The 23,529-nt window shown below is 39.9% G+C and carries 18 protein-coding genes and 1 tRNA gene; 15 read left to right on the top strand and 4 right to left on the bottom strand.

The features are described 5' to 3' along the window. The first annotated feature begins 115 nt into the window (after positions 1–115). Complete coding sequence (locus ACLRYO_RS07590) at positions 116–1,366, top strand: MFS transporter (protein ID WP_278618491.1); 1,251 nt, start codon at positions 116–118, stop codon at positions 1,364–1,366. 78 nt (positions 1,367–1,444) lie between these two features. Here ACLRYO_RS07590 and pepT read toward each other — a convergent pair whose 3' ends face one another. Next, complete coding sequence (gene pepT / locus ACLRYO_RS07595; RefSeq protein ID WP_060919438.1) at positions 1,445–2,668, bottom strand: peptidase T; 1,224 nt, start codon at positions 2,666–2,668, stop codon at positions 1,445–1,447. A 246-nt stretch (positions 2,669–2,914) separates the two neighbouring features. Between pepT and ACLRYO_RS07600 the strand changes: the two genes are divergently transcribed. The 3 genes from ACLRYO_RS07600 to mmuM all read left to right on the top strand — a co-directional run bounded on the left by ACLRYO_RS07600 (position 2,915) and on the right by mmuM (position 7,091). Next, positions 2,915–4,852 (top strand): OPT family oligopeptide transporter, encoded by a 1,938-nt coding sequence (locus ACLRYO_RS07600; RefSeq protein ID WP_004697976.1) that lies wholly within the window; start codon positions 2,915–2,917, stop codon positions 4,850–4,852. Positions 4,853–5,203: 351 nt separating this feature from the next. Next, positions 5,204–5,989, top strand: coding sequence for a basic amino acid ABC transporter substrate-binding protein (locus ACLRYO_RS07605; RefSeq protein ID WP_278618492.1), 786 nt, complete (start codon positions 5,204–5,206; stop codon positions 5,987–5,989). Between the two features lie 76 nt (positions 5,990–6,065). Continuing rightward, the gene (gene mmuM / locus ACLRYO_RS07610) at positions 6,066–7,091 is read left to right on the top strand and encodes a homocysteine S-methyltransferase (RefSeq protein WP_278618493.1); all 1,026 of its coding nucleotides are present in this window, start codon (positions 6,066–6,068) and stop codon (positions 7,089–7,091) included. A 96-nt stretch (positions 7,092–7,187) separates the two neighbouring features. On the opposite strand, the gene ACLRYO_RS07615 is transcribed toward mmuM, so the two are convergent. The 3 genes from ACLRYO_RS07615 to ACLRYO_RS07625 form a co-directional block, all read right to left on the bottom strand. Beyond that, positions 7,188–7,278: transfer RNA gene (locus tag ACLRYO_RS07615), tRNA-Ser, on the bottom strand. A gap of 216 nt (positions 7,279–7,494) precedes the next feature. Further along, a complete protein-coding gene (locus ACLRYO_RS07620) occupies positions 7,495–8,730 on the bottom strand; it encodes an FprA family A-type flavoprotein (RefSeq protein WP_278618494.1) in 1,236 nt (411 codons plus the stop codon). A gap of 165 nt (positions 8,731–8,895) precedes the next feature. Further along, positions 8,896–12,636 carry a phosphoribosylformylglycinamidine synthase gene (locus tag ACLRYO_RS07625; RefSeq protein ID WP_316708770.1) on the bottom strand — a complete coding sequence of 1,247 codons (3,741 nt, stop codon included), beginning with the start codon at positions 12,634–12,636 and terminating at the stop codon, positions 8,896–8,898. Between the two features lie 267 nt (positions 12,637–12,903). Here ACLRYO_RS07625 and ACLRYO_RS07630 point away from each other — a divergent pair, with 267 nt between their 5' ends. From ACLRYO_RS07630 to purD, 11 genes are all read left to right on the top strand, one after another. Beyond that, on the top strand, positions 12,904–13,809 hold the full coding sequence (locus ACLRYO_RS07630; protein WP_012863926.1) for a LysR family transcriptional regulator: 906 nt from the start codon (positions 12,904–12,906) through the stop codon (positions 13,807–13,809). A 254-nt stretch (positions 13,810–14,063) separates the two neighbouring features. After that, positions 14,064–14,639, top strand: a complete 576-nt coding sequence (locus ACLRYO_RS07635; RefSeq protein WP_004693737.1) for a xanthine phosphoribosyltransferase — start codon at positions 14,064–14,066, stop codon at positions 14,637–14,639. A 27-nt stretch (positions 14,640–14,666) separates the two neighbouring features. Next, positions 14,667–15,113: a hypothetical protein gene (locus tag ACLRYO_RS07640; protein WP_012863927.1), complete on the top strand. Its 447-nt coding sequence runs from the start codon at positions 14,667–14,669 to the stop codon at positions 15,111–15,113. Between the two features lie 11 nt (positions 15,114–15,124). Beyond that, entirely contained in the window at positions 15,125–15,565 is a 441-nt protein-coding gene (locus tag ACLRYO_RS07645) for a hypothetical protein (protein ID WP_004693734.1), read from the top strand. A gap of 434 nt (positions 15,566–15,999) precedes the next feature. Beyond that, on the top strand, positions 16,000–16,491 hold the full coding sequence (gene purE / locus ACLRYO_RS07650; protein ID WP_008715455.1) for a 5-(carboxyamino)imidazole ribonucleotide mutase: 492 nt from the start codon (positions 16,000–16,002) through the stop codon (positions 16,489–16,491). Positions 16,492–16,593: 102 nt separating this feature from the next. Beyond that, positions 16,594–17,322, top strand: coding sequence for a phosphoribosylaminoimidazolesuccinocarboxamide synthase (purC, locus tag ACLRYO_RS07655; RefSeq protein WP_008715457.1), 729 nt, complete (start codon positions 16,594–16,596; stop codon positions 17,320–17,322). Positions 17,323–17,333: 11 nt separating this feature from the next. Further along, on the top strand, positions 17,334–18,752 hold the full coding sequence (gene purF, locus ACLRYO_RS07660) for an amidophosphoribosyltransferase (protein WP_278618497.1): 1,419 nt from the start codon (positions 17,334–17,336) through the stop codon (positions 18,750–18,752). After that, on the top strand, positions 18,739–19,800 hold the full coding sequence (purM, locus tag ACLRYO_RS07665; RefSeq protein WP_278618498.1) for a phosphoribosylformylglycinamidine cyclo-ligase: 1,062 nt from the start codon (positions 18,739–18,741) through the stop codon (positions 19,798–19,800). Before purF ends, purM begins: the two co-directional genes overlap by 14 nt. Beyond that, positions 19,793–20,416 carry a phosphoribosylglycinamide formyltransferase gene (gene purN / locus ACLRYO_RS07670; protein WP_278618499.1) on the top strand — a complete coding sequence of 208 codons (624 nt, stop codon included), beginning with the start codon at positions 19,793–19,795 and terminating at the stop codon, positions 20,414–20,416. Before purM ends, purN begins: the two co-directional genes overlap by 8 nt. 26 nt (positions 20,417–20,442) lie before the next feature. Further along, a complete protein-coding gene (gene purH, locus ACLRYO_RS07675; protein WP_278618500.1) occupies positions 20,443–21,972 on the top strand; it encodes a bifunctional phosphoribosylaminoimidazolecarboxamide formyltransferase/IMP cyclohydrolase in 1,530 nt (509 codons plus the stop codon). 146 nt (positions 21,973–22,118) lie between these two features. After that, on the top strand, positions 22,119–23,381 hold the full coding sequence (purD, locus tag ACLRYO_RS07680; RefSeq protein WP_278618501.1) for a phosphoribosylamine--glycine ligase: 1,263 nt from the start codon (positions 22,119–22,121) through the stop codon (positions 23,379–23,381). Positions 23,382–23,529: the final 148 nt, after the last annotated feature.

Below are 23,529 nucleotides of genomic sequence, written 5' to 3' on the forward strand. Positions count from 1 at the left end.
AAATAAAATTGATAAGATATATAATATATTAATTCTTGCTTTTTATAATGAGAGGTTTATAATTAATCGTTGTCGCAAACTGGTTGACAATAATTTAAAAAATGGAGTTGATATTATGGATAAGGCTAAGGAGGCCTTGTGGACAAAATCCTTTGTCCTTGATACTTTGATTAATTTCTTAGTATTTTTGATTTATTATTTATTAATCGTTATTATTGCGGTTGTAGCAAAAGATAATCTTCATGCTACGGCTAGTCAGGCGGGACTTGCTGTTGGTATATATATTATTGGCACCGTTGTAGCCCGTTTGTTGGCAGGGCGGTTTATCAGTATCCTAGGATGTCGTAAGATGCTCTATTTAGGGTTATTGATTTACTTGATTTCAACAGCTATGTATTTCTACACACCTAACTTACTAATGCTTGATAGTGTTCGCTTCTTAAATGGTTTTGCTTATGGTATTACATCTACTGCTACAAGTACTATCATAGCTGCTATTATTCCTACGTCACGTCGAGGGGAAGGGATTAACTATTATGGCTTATCTACCTCTCTCGCCGCTGCAGTAGGACCATTCTTAGGTATATTGATGCTTCATAGTCTTGGTTATGATTTTATCATTGCATTCTGTGTTGTACTTATCATCCTTTGCGGTATTGGCTCTGTAATCATGAAATTTAATGAACCTAAACTTGGTATCGAATCTGAAGGACATAAGGGCATTAGAATTTCGGACTATATTGAACCACGGATGAATTCAATCAGTCTTGTTTCCATTCTAGTCGGCTTTGCCTACTCTGGCGTTATTGGCTTTATGGCGGCTTACACAAAAGATCTAGATCTTATTATGGCGGGCACCTTCTTCTTTGTTGTATATGCCGTCGTTATTACTATAACAAGACCATTGCTTGGCATTGTTTTCGATATGAAAGGGGAAAACTTCGTTCTTTATCCTTGTTTTGTATCCTTAGCACTTGGTATTTTCTTATTATCCATCGCTCACTCCACATGGCTTGTGCTTTTATCGGCTGTGTTTGTTGGCCTTGGATATGGTACATTTATGTCCAATGGACAAGCTGTTACTGTTAAGATAGTACCTGTTCATCGTATTGGTGTTGCCACATCTACATACTTCATTGCCTTGGATATGGGGCTTGGCTTTGGCCCCTATATTTTAGGTGCCGTTAAAGAGGTTGTAGGTTATGCTAGTATGTTCCATGTAACTGTTGTTGTTGCGCTCCTTGCGCTGGTTGCCTATTATTTATTATATGGTCGTTATGTGGGGACTGAGAAAGACCTCTCGTTGAAAGCTCGCGCTGAAGAAGAAGAAATTAGGAATCGTAAACATAATGGTAAGCTTGCGTAAAATGTAAAATAAAAGGACTATACGAGCCTAGGCTCGTATAGTCCTTTTTGGTTATCTAGTACTGCTTTGCTAATATTATTATTTTTCAATATTTACAATATTAACGATAACTTCAACAGCTTTTTTCATATCATCGATACATGCGAATTCATGACGACCATGTAGATTTTCTACGCCTGTAAAAATATTTGGTGTAGGAATGCCCATGAAGGAGATTTTGGATCCATCTGTGCCACCGCGAATAGGATCACAAATAGGTGTGATTCCAGCTTTTTTCATAGCTGCTTTGGCTACGTTTACGCATTCCATATTGTCTTTGATGATATCGTACATGTTATAGTATTGGTCTTTTACAGAGACTTCACATACTTCACGCCCATATATTTCATTCAATGTTTGACCTGCTTGTAAGAAGAATGCTTTTTTTGCTTCGAACAATTCCTTATTATGGTCGCGGATAATATAGTTCATTTTACCGGTATCTACTTGTGTTTCCATGCTCATGAGCATAAAGAAACCTTGGCGACCACAGGTGTGCTCAGGAACAGCTGCCCCTGGTAATAAAGCGTCAAATTGCATAGCTAGTTTAGCACAGTTGATCATAATACCTTTGGCAGTACCTGTGTGAACGGATACGCCTTTGAGGGTTACTGTACCGCCAGCAGCGTTAAAGGTTTCATATTCGAGTTGGCCTAGGCTTTCACCATCGATAGTGTAAGCATAGTCTACAGGAAATTGTTTAACATCGAAGTGGTCAGCACCAGTACCGATTTCTTCATCTGGACCGAAAGCACACATGATTTTACCATGTTTAATTTCTGGGTGAGATACGAGATAGGCGAGGGCTTCCATGATTTCACAGATGCCAGCCTTGTCATCACCACCAAGAAGTGTTAGACCATCGGTTACAACTAAGGACTTGCCAATGTAATTTTTTAGGTTAGGAAAATCTGTACGACGGGTGAAGATTTGATGTTCTTCGTTAAGGCAAATATCACTACCATCATAGTTTTCTACGATACGAGGCTTAATATTTTCTGCGTTATAATCAGCTGTATCCATATGGGCAATGAAGCCGATGGAAGGAGCTTTCTCATCAGTGTTAGCATGTAATGTGCCGATGACAAAACCATTTTCACGATTATAAATAACCTCATCTAATCCTATTGCTTTTAAATCGGGGACGAGCACATTCGTAGCAAAGTCTACTTGAGTTTGAGTACTAGGAATGGTTGTACTTTCCTCATTAGACCGTGTATTTATGCTCGTATAGCGTACAAAACGTTCGACCATTGATTCCATAATGAGCCTCCTCGTAAGTAAACATACGTGTTATACAGGGCAGTATACGATACCGTTACATAATAGAGATTCTTAATATACTTTCATTGTAGAACAGGGACGCCAAAAATGCAAAATAATTATTTATAGGGGGTGTGTTGTTTTATTCGCATAGTGCATAGAAAACCATTGAACCATGTGTAGTACCGTGTTAGTATAAAGGTGAATAGTTATACGTTTGTACTTTTTCTGTGAGGAGGTTTTACTATGTCGGACGAGGTTCGTTCCATTCCACCCATAGAACCGGTGTTAGATCCTAAGAAAGATTACGTAGAGATTAACTCATATGTAGTCTTCTGGGGCTTGTTCTATGCGGCAGTTTTCACACTGGCTGTTGGCTATTTATGTTTGAAAATCGGTCAAACAGTAGATGCCTTTGCACCAGTATCTGTACTTGCTATGGGTACAGCAGTTATTTTAAAGCGACAAAATGCTTTTGCCGAAACGGTACACATTCAAGCTATCGCTAGTTCTAGTACGAACACATTAGCAGGGGCTATGTTCTTTTTGCCAGCCCTTTACATCTGGAATGTAACAGATGTATCCTTTGTACAAATGGCGATTCCTATCATTCTTGGCGGCGTTTTAGGTGTTTTATTATGCGTTATGTTCCGTCGCTATTTCGTTGAGGAAATGCACTATGTGTATCCGTTCCCAAGTGGTCGTGCTGCAGCGGAAGTATTGATGAGTAATGAAGGTAGCAAAGCAAAACTTATGCTTGGCTCTGGTTTAATTGCTCTCGTGTATGACTTTATTCTTAATAGTTTGGGGTGGTGGCAAGAGGTTATTCGCACTGCTACCTTTAAGTGGGGGGCAGCTCTTGCAGATCAAACTAAGCTAACTGCAGCGGTAGATACTGATGCAGCATTGCTTGGCCTTGGTTATTTCACGGGCCTTCGCTATGCGGCTATCATTGCAGCCGGTTCCTTCTTCTCTTGGTTTGTATGTATTCCGATTGTGTACTATTTAGCACCTGAACATATTATGCAAATTGGCGGTCATGCAGTTCCATTGGGCGAGGCCCCAATTCGCAAGGTATTCCTCGATTATGTTCGTCATATTGGTATCGGCATGCTCGCTATGGCAGGCATTATTGGTTTAATTACAATGTCTAAAGTGGTAGCAAATGTTGTTAAAAATGCGGTGCTTGATATCTTTAGTTCTAAAACTGTAGATGTTAATTTGCTTCGTACACAACGTGATGTACCTACATCTTGGATTGGTGCTGGCATCTTGTTATGTACAGTTTTATTTGCAGCATATTTCCATTTTATGTATGCTGAAAGCTTCGGACAAACAATTGTAGCGTTCTTAATCGTTCTTATTATGTCATTCCTATTATCTGTAGTGGGGATTAGCTCCATCGCTTATACAGGTACAGAACCAGTTTCAGGTATGACAATCTTTATGATTATTATCTCCGCTGTATGCTTAACCGCAGCAGGTATGACTGGTAAGGTCGGTATGATTGCAGTCCTCATGATGGCATCCTTTATTGGTACTACTATTGGGATGGCTGGTAACTTTATGTCTGAACTTAAGGTGGCACATATGACAGGTGCTACACCTAAGAAAATGGAACAATGGCAAATCGTTGGTACTATTCTTTGTGCCGTACTTTCTGTAGGTGTTATGATTCTTTTAAACGATGCTTATGGATTTGTAGGAGATCATGCATTAAATGCACCTCAAGCGAATGCTATGGCTGCAATCATTGAGCCAATGATGACTGGTGGTAGTGCTCAATGGCCTCTTTACATGGCTGGTGCATTATTTGCAATTATCTTGTGGATGGTAAGAGTTCCGCCGTTGGCATTTGCCTTGGGCACATACTTGCCAATGGAAATTAATACACCATTACTTATCGGAGGTTTGATTGCGTATCTTGTACAAAATAGTACAAAAGACAAAGAATTGGCAGATCTTCGCTTCTCCAAAGGTAGTACAATTGCCTCTGGTCTCGTAGCCGGTGGTGCTATTGGATCCTTGTTCAGTGCGGTACTTCGCATTGCAGGTGTTGATGTATTTGCTCAAGCTTGGGTAGAAACACCTGAAGCGACATACCTCAGTATCGTAATGTATTTATTACTCTGTACGTTCTTGTACAAGGTAGCTATGTATATAAAAGCTAAACATGCTAAATAAATTACATACTATATATCCTAAATGAATTGAATAGCTTATTTATTCTATAAATAACCAGGAATCCTCCATTTTGGGGATGACCGCCTTTATCAAGTTTCATCTATGCTTGGTAAAGGCGGTCTTTTTATATACTTAGGAATGTTATTTTCGATATAGCTAAAAACTATATCAATTCAATACCTATTGGTATAGTTGGATTTATTGACCCTTACTATATCGAATGTTATCATAAAACTATAATACCTTTAGAGGTATTATTTTTATTATGCTCATAAGTGTGAGCATAAATATATTAGTTGATTAAGAAGAACTCTGTTTCTAGATAGAACGGAGAGAAGTAAGGGTAATAATATGAAATTTAAGAAAATAGCAGCTCTATTAGGGGCTTTCACCATTGCTAGTAGTTTATTAATCGCAGGCTGTGGTAATGCGGGTAATAGTCAGAAGGCATGGCGTGTAGGTACTGATGCGACCTATGCACCATTTGGTTTTAAAGACAAAGATAGTGGTAAATTAGCTGGATTTGATATTGATATTATCAATGCGATTGCAAATGAAGAGGGCATAGAAGCAGATATTCAAAATCTAAACTTTGATGCGCTTTTACCAGCATTACAAAGTAATACCATCGACATCGCTATTTCGGATATGACTATTTCTGAAGAACGAGCAAAATCCGTTGATTTTAGTGAACCGTACTATATTGCAGGTAATGGTCTCGTTGTTAATATAGATAACACCAATATTAATAGTTTTAAGGATCTAGAAGGTAAACGTATTGGTGTATCCATCGGCTCTACTGGCGCAGAGATTGCTAGCAAGATTCCCAATGCCGATGTACGTCAGTTTAATATCATTGTTGATGCGTTCTTAGAATTGCAAAATAAAGGCGTCGATGTAGTTATCAATGATACACCAGTAAACGAATATTATGTTAATGGTAAGGGCAAAGGTATCGCGAAGGTTACTGGAGAGGACTATGATGCGGCACCACTAGGTATTGCTGTGAAAAAAGGCAATACAGAGTTGCTTAACAAAATCAATGATGGTTTGGCTAAGATCAAAGCAAACGGTAAATATGCAGAAATTTATAAGAAATGGTTTGGTAAGGAGCCTCCAGCAGAGGTATTAAAATAGTTTGTAGATAGTACCAGAATGTATTATTTGATATAATATGCTAGGTAAGCCTCGTGTTATATGAGGTATGTATAGAATGGGTGATATGATGGCTAAACGAAGTGCATTTTTAGATATTATTAAGGAAAAGGGCGCCCTCGTCTTAGATGGAGCTTTAGGGACCGAATTAGAGCGTTATGGCTGTGATATTCAACATAAGTTGTGGTCTGCTAAAGTTCTCATGGATCAGCCAGATATCATTAAGAAAATACATATTTCTTATTTAGCTGCTGGTGCCGATATCATTCAAAGCTCTGGCTATCAAGCGACAGTAGCAGGATTTAAAGGTTTAGGTTATGGCACGGAAGAAGCGATAGAGCTCGTTAAACTATCTGTTCATTTAGCCGTGCAAGCTCGTAATGAGTTTTTAGAAGCAAAGGCGAATGGGGCGCTTACATTGCGTGGTATTAAGCTCGGTGAAGAGACTCCTGAGGGGGTTAAATATTTTTCTGAAGGTGCTTTACCTAAACCGTTGGTGGCAGCCTCTGTAGGTCCTTATGGCGCTTTTTTGGCGGATGGTTCTGAATACCGTGGGTATCCTGATGTACAAACAGAATATCTAGAGGTATTCCATATTCCTCGATTAGCGTTATTCTGTGAAGAAAATCCAGATATATTATCCTTTGAAACCATACCGTCTTATGCTGAAGCGATCGCTATTGCGAGAGCTATGTCTGATCCGTTTACATCCAAAGGTATTCCTGCATGGATTGCTTTTTCCTGTAAAGATGGGCACCATGTTTCTAGTGGCGAAACCATTATTAAATGTGCACAAATGATTGATAAGGTACATCCTATTACAGGGATTGGCATTAATTGTACCAAACCGGAATATGTAGAATCATTGATAAAAGATATTCGTACTGTTACAGATAAACCGATTGCTGTATATCCTAATCTTGGTGAAAGCTATGATAGTAAAACTAAAACTTGGTATGGCGATGCTGCATCATTTGTAGACTACGTTGAGGTATGGCGAAAAGCTGGAGCTGAAATCATTGGTGGCTGTTGTAGAACAACACCTGAAATTATCGGTGATATTGCAAAGAAAATTCACAACTAATATAGTGTGATATACAAAAAGCTATTCGAGTATAATTCGAATAGCTTTTTCTTTATATGCAAATAAAAAAGCAGTGCGAAAGCACTGCTTTTACTATGGCGGAGAGACAGGGATTTGAACCCTGGGTACGGGATAACCGCACACATGATTTCCAATCATGCTCCTTCAGCCGCTCGGACACCTCTCCATGTATTCTGTTGTGTAACAGGTACTTGTATAGTATATGAAAAAGTTAGATTTATGTCAAGCAAAAAAATAGTAGAATTATTGCATATTTACAAGGCTTTTAAAATATAGTATTTGATCTCAATAAATGGATATAAACCAAAAATCATAGCTTGGTTTTAGGCGTATAAAATGTGGTATATAAAAAGAAAAGCCGCCTAAATAGGCGGCTCTTGTATTAGAATACGTCTTTAATTTCAGCAGCTTCAATGGACGCTTTGATATCGTCTGCCATTTTTTCAATTAATGGAAGATCTTCTTCTTTCAAAGAGGATTTGATATCTAGTGGTTCGGAAACGATTTCAATGTCTTTGAAATCATTTTCGAAATGGGAAACCATTGTTTTCATCGCAGCGGAAGCCCAAGAGTGGTTACCGATGATGGATACTTTATGGTTTTGGAAGTTAAGGGCTTTTAATTCATGGATAAAGTTTTCCATAGTAAGGTATAGATTCAAGTTATATGTAGGTGCGATAGTTACCAAGTTAGTATATTTCCAAGCATCGGAGATGATGTAGGAAGCATTAGTTTTGGAAACATCGTAAATTTTGATATCTGTAACGCTACGTTTGGAGAGTTGTTTAGCCAATTGTTGAGCAATAGCACGAGTATTGCCGTACATGGAACCAAAAGCGATAACAACACCTTTTTTCTCAGCAGTATAGCTGGACCAATGTAAGTATTTGTGCGTGATATATTGGATAGATTCAGGGGTGCGCCAGATTGGACCATGAAGTGGAGCAATGCGTTTGATATCAAGATTAGAAATTTTACGAAGCGCATTTTGTACTTGAGGTCCGTATTTACCAACAATATTTGTATAGTAACGACGGGCTTCTTCTTCGTATGTAGCTACGAAATCAGTTTGGTCAGCAAAGATATTACCATTAACTGTACCGAATGTACCAAAAGCATCTGCAGAGAACAATGTGCCTGTAGATTTTTCGTATGTACAAGTTACTTCAGGCCAGTGAACCATAGGCATAGTGTAAGAAACCAATGTATGTTTACCTAAACAGATTTCATCGCCTTCTTTAATTTGATGGTATTGTTCTGGTTTTGGAGTGTTATAGAATTGCTCAAACATGCGGAATGTTGTAGCATTACCTACCATTTTACAATTTGGATAACGTTCCAATGTTTCCAATAATGTTTGGCAATGATCAGGTTCCATATGGTTTACGACGATGTAATCGAGTTCACGACCATTTAAGAGGTGAGTCAAGTTGTCGAAGTACTCTTCACGAATTTCAGCATCTACAGAGTCTACGACACAAGTCTTTTCATCGTCGATGAAATAGCTGTTATAGCTAACACCATTTGGAATAGGAAATAAGTTTTCGAAGCGTTCTGTTGTCCAGTCATTACTACCAATCCAGTAGATATTATGAGTCATTTTCTGAGCACAATGCATAATAAAATCCTTTCTTAACCCACACTAGGTATGTATAGCTTTACATGAGAACTCATGTTTGTAAATATAGTATCAATTTATAATACTAATATTTTCGAAAAAAATCAATATTGAAAAAGCCTACTTGAAGAAGTAGGCTTTCACAAGAAAGTTTATAGTAATCAATTATTTGAAGTATTTTACACCAGATGTAAAAATTGGCATTTCTAGTTGTCCAGGAATATTTTTGCTAATGCCTGCACCACAGCGTTCGGAGTGTGCCATTTTGCCGAATACGCGACCATCAGGGCTATAAATACCTTCGATAGCGGCTACAGATTGATTTGGATTGAAGCGACTATCCATGGAGGCAATACCATCAAAGTCTACATATTGTGTAGAGATTTGGCCAGTTTTATTGAACTCCAACACTTGTTGAGGAGAAGCTATAAAGCGACCTTCGCCGTGAGAAATTGGTATTGTGTAAATTTCTCCAGCTTTAGCATCACTCATCCAAGGGGATTTTGTGGAAATAACTTTCGTATTAACCATGCGAGATAAGTGACGACCAATGGTATTGTATGTCAATGTAGAATGATCTGCAGTTAACGTTTCAATATGTCCACCAGGTAATAAGCCTAACTTGATGAGCGCTTGGAAGCCGTTACAAATACCTAATACAAGGCCATCTTGTTTGTACAAGAGGTTTTCTAAGCCTTCTGCAAGGTATGGATTGCGGAAGAGGGTGGCCATGAATTTACCAGAACCATCTGGCTCGTCACCAGCGCTGAAACCTCCTGGGAACATAAGAATTTGAGACTCTGCTAATTTAGTTTTGATTACGTCGATAGATTCTTTTAATTGTTCTGGAGTTTGGTTGCGGATGACTACGATATCTGTTTCTGCACCAGCTCGTTCGAAGGCGCGAGCAGAGTCAAATTCACAGTTTGTACCAGGGAATACTGGGATGAGAACTTTTGGTTTGGCACCTAGGGAGGCGCTGCGAGGTTTAGCGTGTTGATCATGAATATAAGCGACTGCTTCACCAAAGCCGTTTGGTGTATGCATAGGGAAGATATCGTTTAGAGGTGCTTCATAAGCTGCTTGAACTTCTTTAAGGGATACAGCTTGACCTTCCCATTCAATCACAGGATTTGCTTGGGTTACACCGATAACTTTCACATCAGGTAACTCTAAAAGATAATTAACAGCCGTAATATCTACTTCAACGATGAAGGAACCAAGGGCTGGTTGGAAGATACCACGTTCAGCGTATTTATCGAATTTAACACCAATATTGTTGCCAAGGGCCATTTTTGTGACTGCTTCAGGAATGCTGCCTTGATCAACTACATAGGCGGAGTAAACGCGACCTTTTTCGATTTGTTCTTGTAGTGTATCGCAGTTTTCTTTGAATCGATCCCAATCAGGTGTGTCATCGTATGTGCGAGGTACATCAAAAAATACGAGGCGGTGATCTACGCCTTTGAGGTCTTGGCTTACAATGTTATCTACATGGGCTGTACCAACCGCAAAGGATACGAGGGTAGGCGGAACTGTAAGGTCCATAAATGTACCGCTCATAGAGTCCTTGCCGCCGATAGCGCCGATTTCAAGTTCTTTTTGTGCCTTATAAGCACCGAGAAGTGCAGCTACTGGCTTACCCCAAGATTCTTTAGAGTTGAGGCGTTCGAAATATTCTTGTAATGTTAAGTATGCATCTTCACGGCGACCGCCAAGAGCTACTAATTTTGCTACAGATAAAAGCACTGCATATTGTGCACCATGATAAGGGCTCCATGCAGATAACTCGGGTACAAAGCCATGAGTCATGATACTAGCCGTTGTAGTTTCACCGTTTAGAACAGGTAATTTAGCCACCATGCCTTGGGTAGGTGTTTTTTGGAACTTACCACCGAATGGCATGAGCACCGTATTAGCACCCACAGTGCTGTCAAAGCGTTCTGCTAAGCCTTGTTGGGAGGCTGCATTTAAATCGGATACAGCTGCGAGCCATTTTTCTTTGAAGTTATCTGCATTAGCAGAACCGCGTAAGAAGTAGGAGCGATCTGCAGGAGCTTTTACGATAGCTTCTTGTTGTTGGCTAGCACCATTTGTATTTAAAAAGTCGCGGCTAATATCTACAATTGTTTTGCCATTCCAGTTCATAACAAGGCGATTTGTATCAGTTACCTTAGCTACAACTGTGCATTCCAAGTTTTCTTCGTCGCAGTATGCTTTGAACGCTTCTACATCAGAAGCGGCGATGACACAGGCCATGCGCTCTTGTGATTCAGAAATGGCTAACTCTGTACCGTCGAGGCCAGCGTATTTTTTAGGAACTAAGTCAAGATTGATTGATAAACCGTCAGTTAATTCACCGATGGCGACAGATACACCGCCTGCACCGAAGTCATTACAACGTTTGATAAGTGTCGTTACTTCGCCACGACGGAATAAACGTTGAATTTTTCGTTCTGTGAGGGCGTTGCCTTTTTGAACCTCTGCACCGCATGTGGATAGAGAATCAACGGTATGTTCTTTAGAGGAACCTGTAGCGCCGCCACAGCCATCACGACCAGTTTTACCGCCCAGTAATACTACAACATCACCGACAGTCGGCTCTTCGCGGCGAACTTGGTTGCGAGGTGCGGCACCGATAACAGCACCAATTTCCATGTGCTTCGCTACGTAGCCAGAATGGTAATATTCTTTTACTTCACCTGTAGCAAGGCCAATTTGGTTGCCATAAGAGGAATAGCCTCGAGCCGCTTCTTGGGTGATTTTCTTTTGTGGTAGTTTTCCTTCTAACGTATCTTCAAGACTTGTATGTGGATCGCCAGAGCCTGTGATGCGCATAGCTTGGTATACGTAAGCGCGGCCACTCAATGGGTCGCGAATACAGCCACCTAAACAGGTAGCTGCGCCACCAAATGGTTCGATTTCGGTAGGGTGGTTATGGGTTTCGTTTTTAAACAGTAACAACCATTCTTCGGTTTTGCCGTTTACATCGACAGGTACGATGATGGTACATGCATTGATTTCATCAGATTCATCGAGATTTGTAAGCCCTCCAGCGTGGCGTAATTCTTTTACAGCCAATGTAGCCATGTCCATAAGGGAGCGAGCTTTTTTCTTAGTCGTGTAGAGCTCTGTACGGCCATCCATATATTCTTCGAGGGCTTCCTTTATAGAGCCTGTGAAGCGACTGTCTTCAATAGTGATATCCGTCAATTCCGTCATAAAGGTAGTGTGACGGCAGTGGTCAGACCAATATGTATCGAAGAGGCGGATTTCTGTAATCGTAGGATCGCGGTGTTCTACCTCTGCGTATTGTTGTCTAATCATTTGAAAGTCTGCTAATGTCATAGCAAGACCGTAGTTTTTGATGAGCGCTTCTAAATCAGCATCGCTCATCGTAGTAAAGCCATCGACTGTTGCCACCGGATTTGGATCTTCTAAATCGAGAGCTAATGTATTTGGTACATCAAGGCTCGCTTCGCGGGAATCAACAGGGTTAATGTAGTATGCTTTGATGGCATTTTCCTGTTCTTTGGTGAAAGTACCTTCGATAGCGTATACGCGAGCACAACGTACTATGTGGCCAGATGTAAGGGTGAGCATAGAAATACATTGCTCTGCACTGTCAGCACGTTGATCGTATTGACCTGGCACATATTCAATAGCGAATACAAAGCCTTGAACACTTGGGACTTCTTCTAATACTGTATCTACAGGAGGTTCAGAGAAAATTAGATTTTTTGCAGACTCTAAATCTTTTGCATCTAAATTTTCGATGTCGTATCGTTCATAGATAGTTACACTTGTAGCAGGCATAGATAATTCCTGTTGTAAGGTAAGTAACATGCGTTGTGCTTCTTGGTTGAAAGATTCTCGTTTTGTTACGAATAATCGTTGTATAGCCATTGTAGCCTCCTGTAATGTATATAATTCCCTATGAGATATTGACAAATTAAGTATAGTCGGTCTAGACTTATAAGTAAAGATAATCTTACTAATGAAAAGATTAGAAATACTAATAAATATGAAAAGTTCATGAAGGTCATAAGACCTAACTTTCATGAAGATTTCTACATATTCATTATATATTGAGAGTCTATAGTTATAATAGAGTAATGATATGTATATTTAAAAGTAAGACGTTACTATTAGTATATAACAGAGGTGAATAAAATGGCAGTATCTGCAGATTTATATAGAACCTTTTTAGGGGTAGGCTTATATTTATCTTTTTCCCGTGCCGCAAAAGAATTAGGCGTGTCCCAATCCGCCATTAGTCAAAGTATTAAACAATTAGAAGGGGAACTTAATATGCCCCTCTTCGTGCGTACTACAAAATCTGTAGGGTTCACGCCAGAAGGCAAAGAGTTGTTTGATACGGTAGCTAAAGCTTTCTCCATTCTTGATAATGGAGTTACCCAATTACAAGAACGCGTTAGCCAAGCTTATGAAAGTTTAAATTTGGCTGCCACAGATACTTTGTGTCGCCATTTCTTATTGCCTTATTTTCATAAATGGCAATTACAAGAAAGTGAAATTGGCTTGCATATCATCAATCGTCCGTCTCCTGATTGCGTAGAATTGGTACTCAATAAAGAGGCGCAATTAGCCGTGGTTAATGATTATGAGGGATTGAGAGATAATCCTCAGTTAGAGGTAACTACGCTAGCTACAATTCAAGACGTCTTTGTTGGCGGTCCTGACTATAAAGGGGCGGGCTTCTTTGATCAAGGGCGCCTTCTTAACGAGCCTATCTTGCTTTTGCATAAAGGCTCTGCTAGTCGTACATTCTTTGACGATGTGACTCATGGCGCTTGTCGTAAGCCTCGCTTTGAATTGGGTAGCGTCGATGTATTGCTAGATCTTGTAGAAATCAATATGGGTATTTCCATGTTGCCTAATCATGTGGTGCAACAAAAAATGCAAGAAGGGACGATTGTGCGCATTGATACAGATATTCCGGTACCAACACGGGATATTGTGCTTGTGCGCTCACGCTTGGTTCCTCAATCTGAAGGAGCTGCGAGATTTACTTCCTTGCTAGTTAATCGTGAAAGTACTCGAGATAAAATTTTATAAGAAAAAGGCATGTTTAAAGACATACTTTAGGAAACTTTCTTAAAGTGTGTCTTTTTATATATTAGTGTAAGTTTTGCCGTGCTATATTATATTCTTATAAAGCAGTTGAGTTATATAATTCATATACAAAATATTTAAGTCATATTTGCAATGACATTTATGGGTTATATTATAAGACTTTTACTAGATATAGGTTGACCCTAAGGGGTTGTTTACGTTAAAATTTAAAGATAGTTATGCGGAGGTATGAGCACATGGAATTATTAAAAGAACGCATTCGTGAAGAAGGGATTGTCCTCAATAATCGGGTGCTAAAAGTAGATGGTTTCTTAAACCATCAAATCGATCCACAATTGTTTAAGGCAATTGGTAAAGAAATCGCGGATCGTTACCGTGATGCAGGTGTACAACGTATTGTTACCATCGAAGCATCTGGTATTGCGTTGGCGTTGATGGCCGCGCTTGAACTGGACGTGCCATTGGTATTTGCGCGTAAGAAAAAATCCATCCTTATGGTAGATGATGTATATCATAGTGTTGTGTACTCTTATACAAAAGAAGAGAATTATGATATCACTATTTCTAAAAAATTCTTGCCAGCTGGTGAAAAAGTGTTGATTATTGATGACTTCTTGGCATCTGGCGAGGCTGCTATGGGCCTTGCTAAATTGGTTCAAGACGCAGGTGATGAAGTGGTAGGAATGGCGATTGCTATCGAGAAATCCTTCCAACCTGGTCGTGAACGCCTCGAAAATGCGGGCTACCGTGTAGAGTCTTTAGTTCGCATTAAAGAATTCAAAGATAATGGTTGTGTGTTTATCGAAGACTAATTAGTCTGATTATTGTTTGAGGGAATTATGAATAAAAAAGCAGAAAAATTCGACTTACTCGTTGCTGATCTTAACAAAGGCGGCAACACTTGGTTTACTAAGGAAGAAATGACAGACGATCTTAATACAGTTGTATATCATGGTCGTTTGGATGTTCATGACCATAGCCTACCAGTGTTCATCGTTGTAGACGACTCCGCGTTCACTTATGCACGCATTGCTATCACAACAACATCTATTGATGAAAAAGTGATTCCTGCCGTGTTGAAAGAGCTTAACACGTTAAATCAAGATTATAAAGTGTCAAAATATTATGTGAGCGTTGAAGACAATAATATTTATATGGATGTGTCTATGCCATGTTTAAATGAACAATTTGATCCTACTGTAGTAGTAAATCTTTTGCTCGAAGTAATTCAACCGCATTTAGATGCTGTACATAAAGATATTCTTAAAGTAGCTGGTTTAGCTTAATAGAGGTTGTTATGAATCCTAAATCCTTATTATTTGATAAGTTCTTGAAAGAAGAAGAAATCATATCTTTTGAACGCAAGGATTTTGATGATGAAGACGGTACAGTAGTATATCGTTCTTATATCAAGTCTCCTTTATGGGATATGCCTTTATTCGTCATTCTCGATAACAGTATTTATAGTGTAGTTCGTTTAGTGTTAGGACCTGAAAAGGTAACAGCACAAAATATGAATGCTTTGAATGCATTAATTAATCGTGACAATGCGACATATAAAAATTATAAACTATATATTGATGAACAAGATTCTAGCCTATACTTGGATTGCGTATATATGTGTGGTGATGATGCGTTCGAGCCTGCATTGATGTATGCGTTGATGTCTTCTATCGTAGATTATATTCCAGAATCTGTAGGTGAATTGAAAGCTGCCTTTGAAAGTGGTACTCACTAATCAATAATAGATACAAGTTAAGTGATCTAATGTTCGGAATTATGAAAAGAGGATAACCTGTTTATAAATGGGTTATCCTCTTTTTTATATGGATAAGCAAAACCATACAAATATTATGATTGATAGAATAAATTTATGCTGTTATAAGATTGCAAAGACAGTATTCTATTTTGCAGATTTATTTAAGCTTAATTTATATGATGCAATCTACCTTTTTATAATAGTTCGGAATATAACGAATAATAAAAATATTTAATAAAAAAATATTCGAAAATTGTATTGCTTTTGTAAATGTTAGGTGTTACAATTTGAGTACAAGAAGGAGGTAGCGCCGTGAACTATGCAAATCAACACATTCAAAGCAAGTCTACGGAGGCTACTTGTGCGCATTTGTCCCAGTCTGTTTCGGCTGGGCTTTTTTATTAGGAGGATCTATGAAGGTCGGTATTATCATGGGCAGCAAGTCTGACCTAGACACAATGAAAAAAGCATCTGCCGTACTTGATGAATTTAACATTCCCTATGAAATGGTTATTGCCTCAGCTCATCGTACCCCAGAGGCTGTAAAGAATTTTGTTACACGACTTGAAGATGAAGGGGCTATTGCTTTTATTGCTGGTGCAGGCGCAGCGGCTCACCTACCTGGTGTGGTGGCGAGCTTCACTACACTACCTGTTATCGGCATCCCACTTAATGCAACCGCATTAAAAGGTATTGATTCTCTACTTGCTATTGTACAAATGCCATCTGGCATGCCTGTAGCAACTATGGCTGTAGATGGTGCTAAAAATGCAGCGCTCTTTGCAGTACAAATTGGAGCAGCTTTCAATAAAGACCTGAAAGAACAATATCAACAATATCGTAAAGATATGGCTGAAAAAGTCTTAGCAGACAATGCAGAATTACAAGGTGCTATTCATATTTAATCATATAAATCATCGGCGATTAAATATTGGTTAAGAAAAACAGTTTATTTAGATATCTATTACATAGTTTGTATCATTAATTTATGATAAAGGAGAAAGATCATGGCTAACATCGATTTGGAAAAATTAACATTATTGTACGAAGGCAAAGCAAAACAAGTATATGCAACAGATAACAAAGATGAGTACATCGTTCATTACAAAGATGATGCCACTGCATTTAATGGTGAAAAACATGACACCATCCTTGGTAAAGGCGTGTTGAATAACAAAATTTCCTCTTTCTTCTTTGAATTGTTGAAAAAAGAAGGCGTACCAACTCATTTCGTTCGTCGTGAAGATGATCGCAACCAAACAGTACTTACATTGAAAATAGTTCCTCTTGAAGTTATCGTTCGTAATATTGCGGCTGGCTCTATGGCTAAACGCTTTGGCATTGAAGAAGGTACACCACTTAAACATCCAATTCTTGAATTCTGCTATAAAAACGATGAACTAGGCGATCCATTTGCCAATGAATCCCAAATCACAGCACTTGGTTGGGCTACTCAAGAGCAACTTGACGTAATTTCTACAATTACTTTAAAGGTAAATGATATATTGAAGAAATTTTTGGCTACTAAAAATGTGACCCTTGTAGATTTCAAGGTAGAATTTGGTACCCATAATGGTGAAGTTTTATTGGGTGATGAAATTTCTCCTGATACATGCCGTTTCTGGGATGCTACAACTGGTGAAAAACTCGACAAAGACCGTTTCCGTCGAGATCTTGGTAATATTGAAGAAGCATATAAGGAAATGTTATTCCGTCTTACAGGTGAGCGTGCCTAATAGGGGGGAAGATGAACTACGATTCTGTTTTTGATAAATGGCACGAAGAGTGTGGTGTGTTCGGCATCTATGATAGGACAGTTGATGTAGCACGCTATGTATATTGGGGGCTATTTGCTCTCCAACATCGTGGTCAAGAAAGTGCGGGCATTGCTGTTACCGATGGTTATGATGTAGAACTGAAAAAAGGCATGGGCTTGTTGACCGAGGCTATCAAAGAATTACCATCTTTGCCAAGCTATATGGGGACTGGTCATGTGCGGTACTCTACGACCGGGTCCAATAATCCGCGTAATATCCAGCCTTTGGTTATTCACTACCAAGGCGGTCAAATTGCGGTGGCTCACAATGGAAACTTAACGAATGCCTTATCTATTCGAAAACGTCTTGAAGCCGATGGTTCCATCTTTCAAACGACGATGGATTCTGAGGTTATCGTAAACCTGATTGCCCGTTCTAAAGCGGAAACACAAGCGGAACGGATTGCCGATGCGGCGCGTCAAATTGAAGGGGCGTTCTCTTTAGTCATTACTACGAACGACTCTTTAGTAGGTGTACGAGACCCTCAAGGATTTAGACCACTTTGTTTAGGTAAAACTGAAAATGGTTATGTGCTCTCTAGTGAAAGCTGTGCTTTTGATGCGATTAAGGCAGAGTTTATTCGTCATATAGATCCTGGTGAAATGGTTATCATCGATGACTCTGGTGTGCGTAGTACAATCTATGCGGAACCAGAAAAAATCGATAAAAAACTTTGCGTCTTTGAATACATTTATTTTGCACGTGGCGATAGTCATATCGATGGTCAATCCGTATATCAATCTCGGCTAAATATGGGCCGCGAACTATATAACGAAACTAAGTATGATGCGGACATCGTAATGTCCATTCCGGATTCCGGTACAACAGCTGCATTAGGTTATGCTCGTGCATCGGGTATCCCTTTTGCAGAAGGTTTAGTTAAGAACCGTTATAGCGGTCGTACCTTTATTAAACCAAATCAAGAGGAACGAGAATTAGCTGTTCGTATGAAGCTAAATGCATTGCCACATATTGTTGGGGGCAAGCGTATCGTTCTCATCGATGACTCTATCGTGCGCGGTACTACGAGTGGTATTATTGTAAAAATGCTAAAAGAGGCTGGTGCTAAAGAGATTTATATGTGTATTAGTTCTCCAACTATTGAGTATTCCTGTCACTATGGCATTGATACATCGGTGCGTAAAGAACTTATAGCAGCTACTCATACAGTGGATGAAATTAGAGATTTTATCAAGGCTGATAAATTACATTACTTGTCTCGTGAAGGCCTATGTCGTGCTGTATCTGATGTAAAGCCAGATGATTTATGTTTTGCATGTTTCAATGGTGATTATAGTGTAGCGGTTCCTGCGGACCAAGAGGAAGGGGTCAAATATGTGCTCGAATAAAACTAGTTTAACCTATCGTGATGCAGGTGTTGATATCGATGCAGGTAATCGCGCCGTAGAACTGATGAAAGAATCTGTTAAACGCACGTATACACCGGGTGTTGTTGGTGATTTAGGTGGTTTTGGGGGACTCTATTCCTTAGCTGGTCATGCTATGTCTGATCCTATGCTCGTATCTGGTACAGATGGGGTGGGCACCAAATTACGTCTCGCTATTATGATGGATAAACATGATACTATCGGTCAAGACTGTGTAGCTATGAGTGTTAATGATATTCTCGTACAAGGTGCTACACCTTTATTCTTCCTCGATTATATTGCGGTTGGCAAACTAGAGCCTGTAAAAGTGGCGGATATCGTACGTGGTGTAGCTGAGGCGTGCAAAGAATCAGGCTGCGCTTTACTAGGCGGTGAAACTGCTGAGATGGCAGGTTTCTACGATGATGAGGATTATGATGTAGCTGGTTTTGCCGTTGGTATCGTAGATCGTCCTAAATTGATTACTGGTGAAAGTATTAAAGCTGGTGATGTGATTTTGGGCTTGCCATCTTCTGGCGTACATTCCAACGGCTTCTCCTTGGTTCGTAAAATTGTATTTGATCACAAGGGTTTCTCTATTGATCAAGATATTCCTGAATTTGGCAAAACACTGGGAGAAGAATTATTAACGCCAACGCGCTTATACCCTAAAGCTGTATTACCGTTGATTAAAGAAGATTTAATTAAAGGTATGGTTCATATTACGGGCGGCGGTTTTTATGAAAATATTCCTCGCGTCTTACCTACGGGAGTAACGGCAGAGATCGATTGTGATACATGGCCTCGCCTTCCAGTTTTTGAAAAGCTACAAGAATGGGGCAATGTAGATTGGCATGAAATGTACCGTACTTTTAACATGGGTATCGGCATGATTCTCATAGTGGATGCTGCGGATGTGGATCGAGTAAAGGCAAATCTTGAAAGTCGTAATGAAGCGGTTTATGAAATTGGTCATATCGTTAGCGGTGAAGGTCCAGTTGTTGTAAAAGGGGCGGTATTTAATGACTAGTTCCGTAGCTAAAAAGCGTCTAGCTCTATTCGCAAGTGGTAGAGGCTCCAATGGGGAAGCCCTCTATAAAGCCATGCAAGAAGGGTATATTAATGGTAAATTCGTAGTTATCATTACAGATCACGGTGATGCAGGGATTGTTGAACGTTCTAAACCTTGGAATATTCCACTCATTGTCATCGAACGTAGCGACTATGATTCTAAAACTAGCTTTGAACAAGCCCAGTTAGATGCGTTAGAGCCCTACAAGGTAGATGGTATCGTTTTGGCTGGATATATGCGCATTGTAGGGGCTCCACTGATTGAGCACTATGAGCATAGAATTTTAAATATCCATCCTGCCTTGTTGCCATCCTTTCCGGGACTACATGGACATCAACAAGCTATCGATGCGGGCGTAAAGGTAACTGGTTGTACGGTACATTTTGTTGATGCCGGAATGGATACAGGTCCTATTATCATGCAGAATACAGTTCCTGTATTACCTGATGATACAGAGGATGTTTTGAGTGATAGATTATTACCTATAGAACATAAAACATATAAAGAGGCGTTACGACTATTTTGTGAGGATAAGCTCACTATAAAAGGTCGTACGGTTTATATTGAAGATTGATATGTGTAAGCAAATGGAGAGGTTACATGATTAAAAATGCACTGCTTAGTGTTTCTGATAAAACGGGTATTGTAGATTTTGCAAAAGGTTTAGTTGACTTAGGTGTAACCATTTATTCGACAGGTGGTACGCTTAAGGTGATTACCGATGCAGGTATTTCTGCAAAAGCTGTAGAGTCTTTGACAGGTTTTCCAGAAATGATGGATGGCCGAGTAAAAACTTTACATCCTAACGTGCATGGTGGTATTTTGGCGATCCGTGATAATGCGGAGCATAAACAAGCTATGGCAGAACATGGTATCGAACCAATCGACCTTGTTGTGGTTAATCTTTACCCGTTCCGTGAAACCATTGCAAAACCTAATGTGTCCCTAGAAGAGGCCATTGAAAATATCGATATTGGTGGCCCTACGATGGTTCGTTCTGCCGCAAAAAATCATGCGTACGTAGGCATCGTAGTAAATCCAAATCATTACGATGAAATCTTGGAGATGCTCAAAGACAAAGGAAAATTGACTAAGGAATATCGCTTTGGTCTTGCCAAAGAAGCCTTTGCTCATACAGCGGCTTACGATGTGGCTATCGCTAATTATATGAGTGGAATCTTGCATGAAGGTCCTACACCTCCTGAGTATTTGAGCGCTTATGAAAAGGTAACAAATCTTAGATATGGCGAAAATCCGCATCAACAAGCAGCGTTCTACAAAGAAATTGGTACAGCTCATGGCATGGGGGCTTTGAAACAACTACATGGCAAAGAGCTTTCCTATAACAATATTGTAGACATGGAAGCGGCATGGAATATGGTATGGGAGTTTACTAATCCAGCTGCATGTATAATTAAGCATACGAACCCATGTGGTGCCGCTACTGCATCTACATTACATGATGCCTATGTAAATGCGTACGAAGCTGATTCCGTATCTGCCTTTGGTGGCATCGTAGCCTTAAATCGTGAAGTAGATGCAAGTACAGCGGAGGAAATGAGCAAAATTTTCTTAGAAGTTATTATGGCGCCAGCTTTCACAAAAGAAGCATTAGAAATCCTTGAAGCAAAGAAAAATATTCGCCTCATCGAGCTATCTAAGCCGGAATCTGGCCAAGTGACAGTGAAAAAGGTGTCTGGTGGTTTATTAGTGCAAACAGAAGACGATCTCGTAGAAGACCGCGCCAATTATAAAGTTGTTACGAAGGTACAACCGACAGAGGAACAATGGAAAGCCCTTGAATTTGCATGGAAACTTGTAAAACATGTAAAGTCCAATGCTATTTTGATTTCTAATGAAAAACGTACCCTTGGAGTTGGGGCCGGTCAGATGAATCGCGTAGGCTCTGCAAAAATTGCCCTTGAACAAGCCGGGGAAGCCGCAAAAGGCGCTGTATTGGCATCCGATGCATTCTTCCCGTTTGGCGATACCGTAGAAACAGCGGCAAAGCATGGCATCGCAGCTATTATTCAACCAGGTGGCTCTATTCGCGATGAAGAGTCCATCAAAGCGGCTGACGAAGCGGGCATTGCCATGGTATTTACAAATATTCGTCACTTTAAGCATTAATTGGTTAAGAACTTTTAGCGGATTGTTAAACACTATCAGGGTAAAATATCTATTGTATGGTCAACAATTATTGATGTTTGGAGTAAGCCCGTTATGTGTTTATATTATTATGAATTTGATGGCGTTTAGGCGCCGATGGAGGACTTATGAAAGTATGTGTAATCGGTAGCGGCGGCCGTGAACATGCATTGGCGTGGCGATTGTCCATCAGCCCTAGCGTAACAAAGGTATATGCTATTCCTGGTAGCGCGGCTATGTCAGATTGTGCAGAGCTAGTTGGCATCGATTGGCAACAAAGCGATCATTTAATTAGCTTTTTGAAAGATAATCAAGTTGATTTAGTTGTTGTTGGGCCTGAGGCTCCTTTGGTAGCAGGTTTAGCAGATGTACTCAATAAGGTGGGTATTCCTGTTTTTGGTCCATCTAAAGCCGCCGCTCAATTAGAGGGCTCAAAGGTGTTTGCCAAGAATCTCATGAAAAAATACAACATTCCAACTGCTGCGTATGGTGTATTCCACAAGGTAGATGAAGCGAAAACTTTTATCGCTCAAACAGGAGCTCCTATCGTTGTTAAAGCTGACGGTTTGGCGGCAGGGAAGGGTGTTGTAGTAGCTATGACCGTCGACGAAGCGAATGCAGCTGTGGAAGATATGCTCAGCGGTAATCGATTCGGAGATGCAGGCAGCACCGTTGTTATTGAAGAGTTTATGGAAGGTGAAGAGGCTAGTTTATTAGCCTTTGTAGATGGCAAGACCGTTGTTCCCATGATTGCCTCTCAAGATCATAAACGCATCTTTGATGGGGATAAAGGGGCTAATACTGGTGGCATGGGGACTTATGCACCGGCACCAGTTCTTACGGATGCATTGCGGGACGAAGCGATGAAAACTATCTTGGAGCCTATGGTAGCGGCTATGGAAAAGGAAGGTATGCCATATGTGGGCTGCCTCTACGCTGGGCTTATGATTACTGACGAAGGTCCTAAGGTGGTAGAGTTCAATGCACGATTTGGAGACCCTGAAACGCAAGTTGTATTGCCTCTACTAGATAGTGATTTAGGTCAAATCATGATGGCCTGTGCTACGGGCACATTAACAGCTGATATGGTGAAATGGAAAGACTCCTCGGCGGCCTGCGTTATCCTTGCTTCTAAGGGTTATCCTGAAACTTCATCAAAGGGCGATGTCATCAGTGGGGATATTAAACAATATGACACAACCATTGTATTCCACTCTGGTACAAAGCTTGTTGGTGAAAATTATGTCACTAATGGCGGTCGTGTGCTCGGTGTTGTCGGACTTGGCAAAGACCTTAGAACGGCACTTGATAGAGCCTATGGACGTATAGAGCATATCGACTTTGAAGGCATGCAATATCGTACAGATATTGGGGCTAAGGCTTTTAAATAAAGTAACAACATTTTGAATATAAAGAAAACCTCTACATTCATGCACGACGCATGCGGTGTAGAGGTTTTCTTTTCTACCTTTTAACTGTTACCTATGATATAATAAATTAGATATAAAGAGGGCCCATCGACGTGTGATGGCGTTAGGC

The sequence above is a fragment of the Veillonella parvula genome (assembly GCF_047241225.1).
Lineage (GTDB): Bacteria > Bacillota > Negativicutes > Veillonellales > Veillonellaceae > Veillonella > Veillonella parvula_O.

Excerpts from the sequence above, each read along its gene's own strand:
- ACLRYO_RS07590 (WP_278618491.1), top strand. The coding sequence starts at position 116 with ATGGATAAGGCTAAGGAGGCCTTGTGGACAAAATCCTTTGTCCTTGAT.
- pepT (WP_060919438.1), bottom strand. The coding sequence starts at position 2,668 with ATGGAATCAATGGTCGAACGTTTTGTACGCTATACGAGCATAAATACA.
- ACLRYO_RS07600 (WP_004697976.1), top strand. The coding sequence starts at position 2,915 with ATGTCGGACGAGGTTCGTTCCATTCCACCCATAGAACCGGTGTTAGAT.
- ACLRYO_RS07605 (WP_278618492.1), top strand. The coding sequence starts at position 5,204 with ATGAAATTTAAGAAAATAGCAGCTCTATTAGGGGCTTTCACCATTGCT.
- mmuM (WP_278618493.1), top strand. The coding sequence starts at position 6,066 with ATGGGTGATATGATGGCTAAACGAAGTGCATTTTTAGATATTATTAAG.
- ACLRYO_RS07620 (WP_278618494.1), bottom strand. The coding sequence starts at position 8,730 with ATGCATTGTGCTCAGAAAATGACTCATAATATCTACTGGATTGGTAGT.
- ACLRYO_RS07625 (WP_316708770.1), bottom strand. The coding sequence starts at position 12,636 with ATGGCTATACAACGATTATTCGTAACAAAACGAGAATCTTTCAACCAA.
- ACLRYO_RS07630 (WP_012863926.1), top strand. The coding sequence starts at position 12,904 with ATGGCAGTATCTGCAGATTTATATAGAACCTTTTTAGGGGTAGGCTTA.
- ACLRYO_RS07635 (WP_004693737.1), top strand. The coding sequence starts at position 14,064 with ATGGAATTATTAAAAGAACGCATTCGTGAAGAAGGGATTGTCCTCAAT.
- ACLRYO_RS07640 (WP_012863927.1), top strand. The coding sequence starts at position 14,667 with ATGAATAAAAAAGCAGAAAAATTCGACTTACTCGTTGCTGATCTTAAC.
- ACLRYO_RS07645 (WP_004693734.1), top strand. The coding sequence starts at position 15,125 with ATGAATCCTAAATCCTTATTATTTGATAAGTTCTTGAAAGAAGAAGAA.
- purE (WP_008715455.1), top strand. The coding sequence starts at position 16,000 with ATGAAGGTCGGTATTATCATGGGCAGCAAGTCTGACCTAGACACAATG.
- purC (WP_008715457.1), top strand. The coding sequence starts at position 16,594 with ATGGCTAACATCGATTTGGAAAAATTAACATTATTGTACGAAGGCAAA.
- purF (WP_278618497.1), top strand. The coding sequence starts at position 17,334 with ATGAACTACGATTCTGTTTTTGATAAATGGCACGAAGAGTGTGGTGTG.
- purM (WP_278618498.1), top strand. The coding sequence starts at position 18,739 with ATGTGCTCGAATAAAACTAGTTTAACCTATCGTGATGCAGGTGTTGAT.
- purN (WP_278618499.1), top strand. The coding sequence starts at position 19,793 with ATGACTAGTTCCGTAGCTAAAAAGCGTCTAGCTCTATTCGCAAGTGGT.
- purH (WP_278618500.1), top strand. The coding sequence starts at position 20,443 with ATGATTAAAAATGCACTGCTTAGTGTTTCTGATAAAACGGGTATTGTA.
- purD (WP_278618501.1), top strand. The coding sequence starts at position 22,119 with ATGAAAGTATGTGTAATCGGTAGCGGCGGCCGTGAACATGCATTGGCG.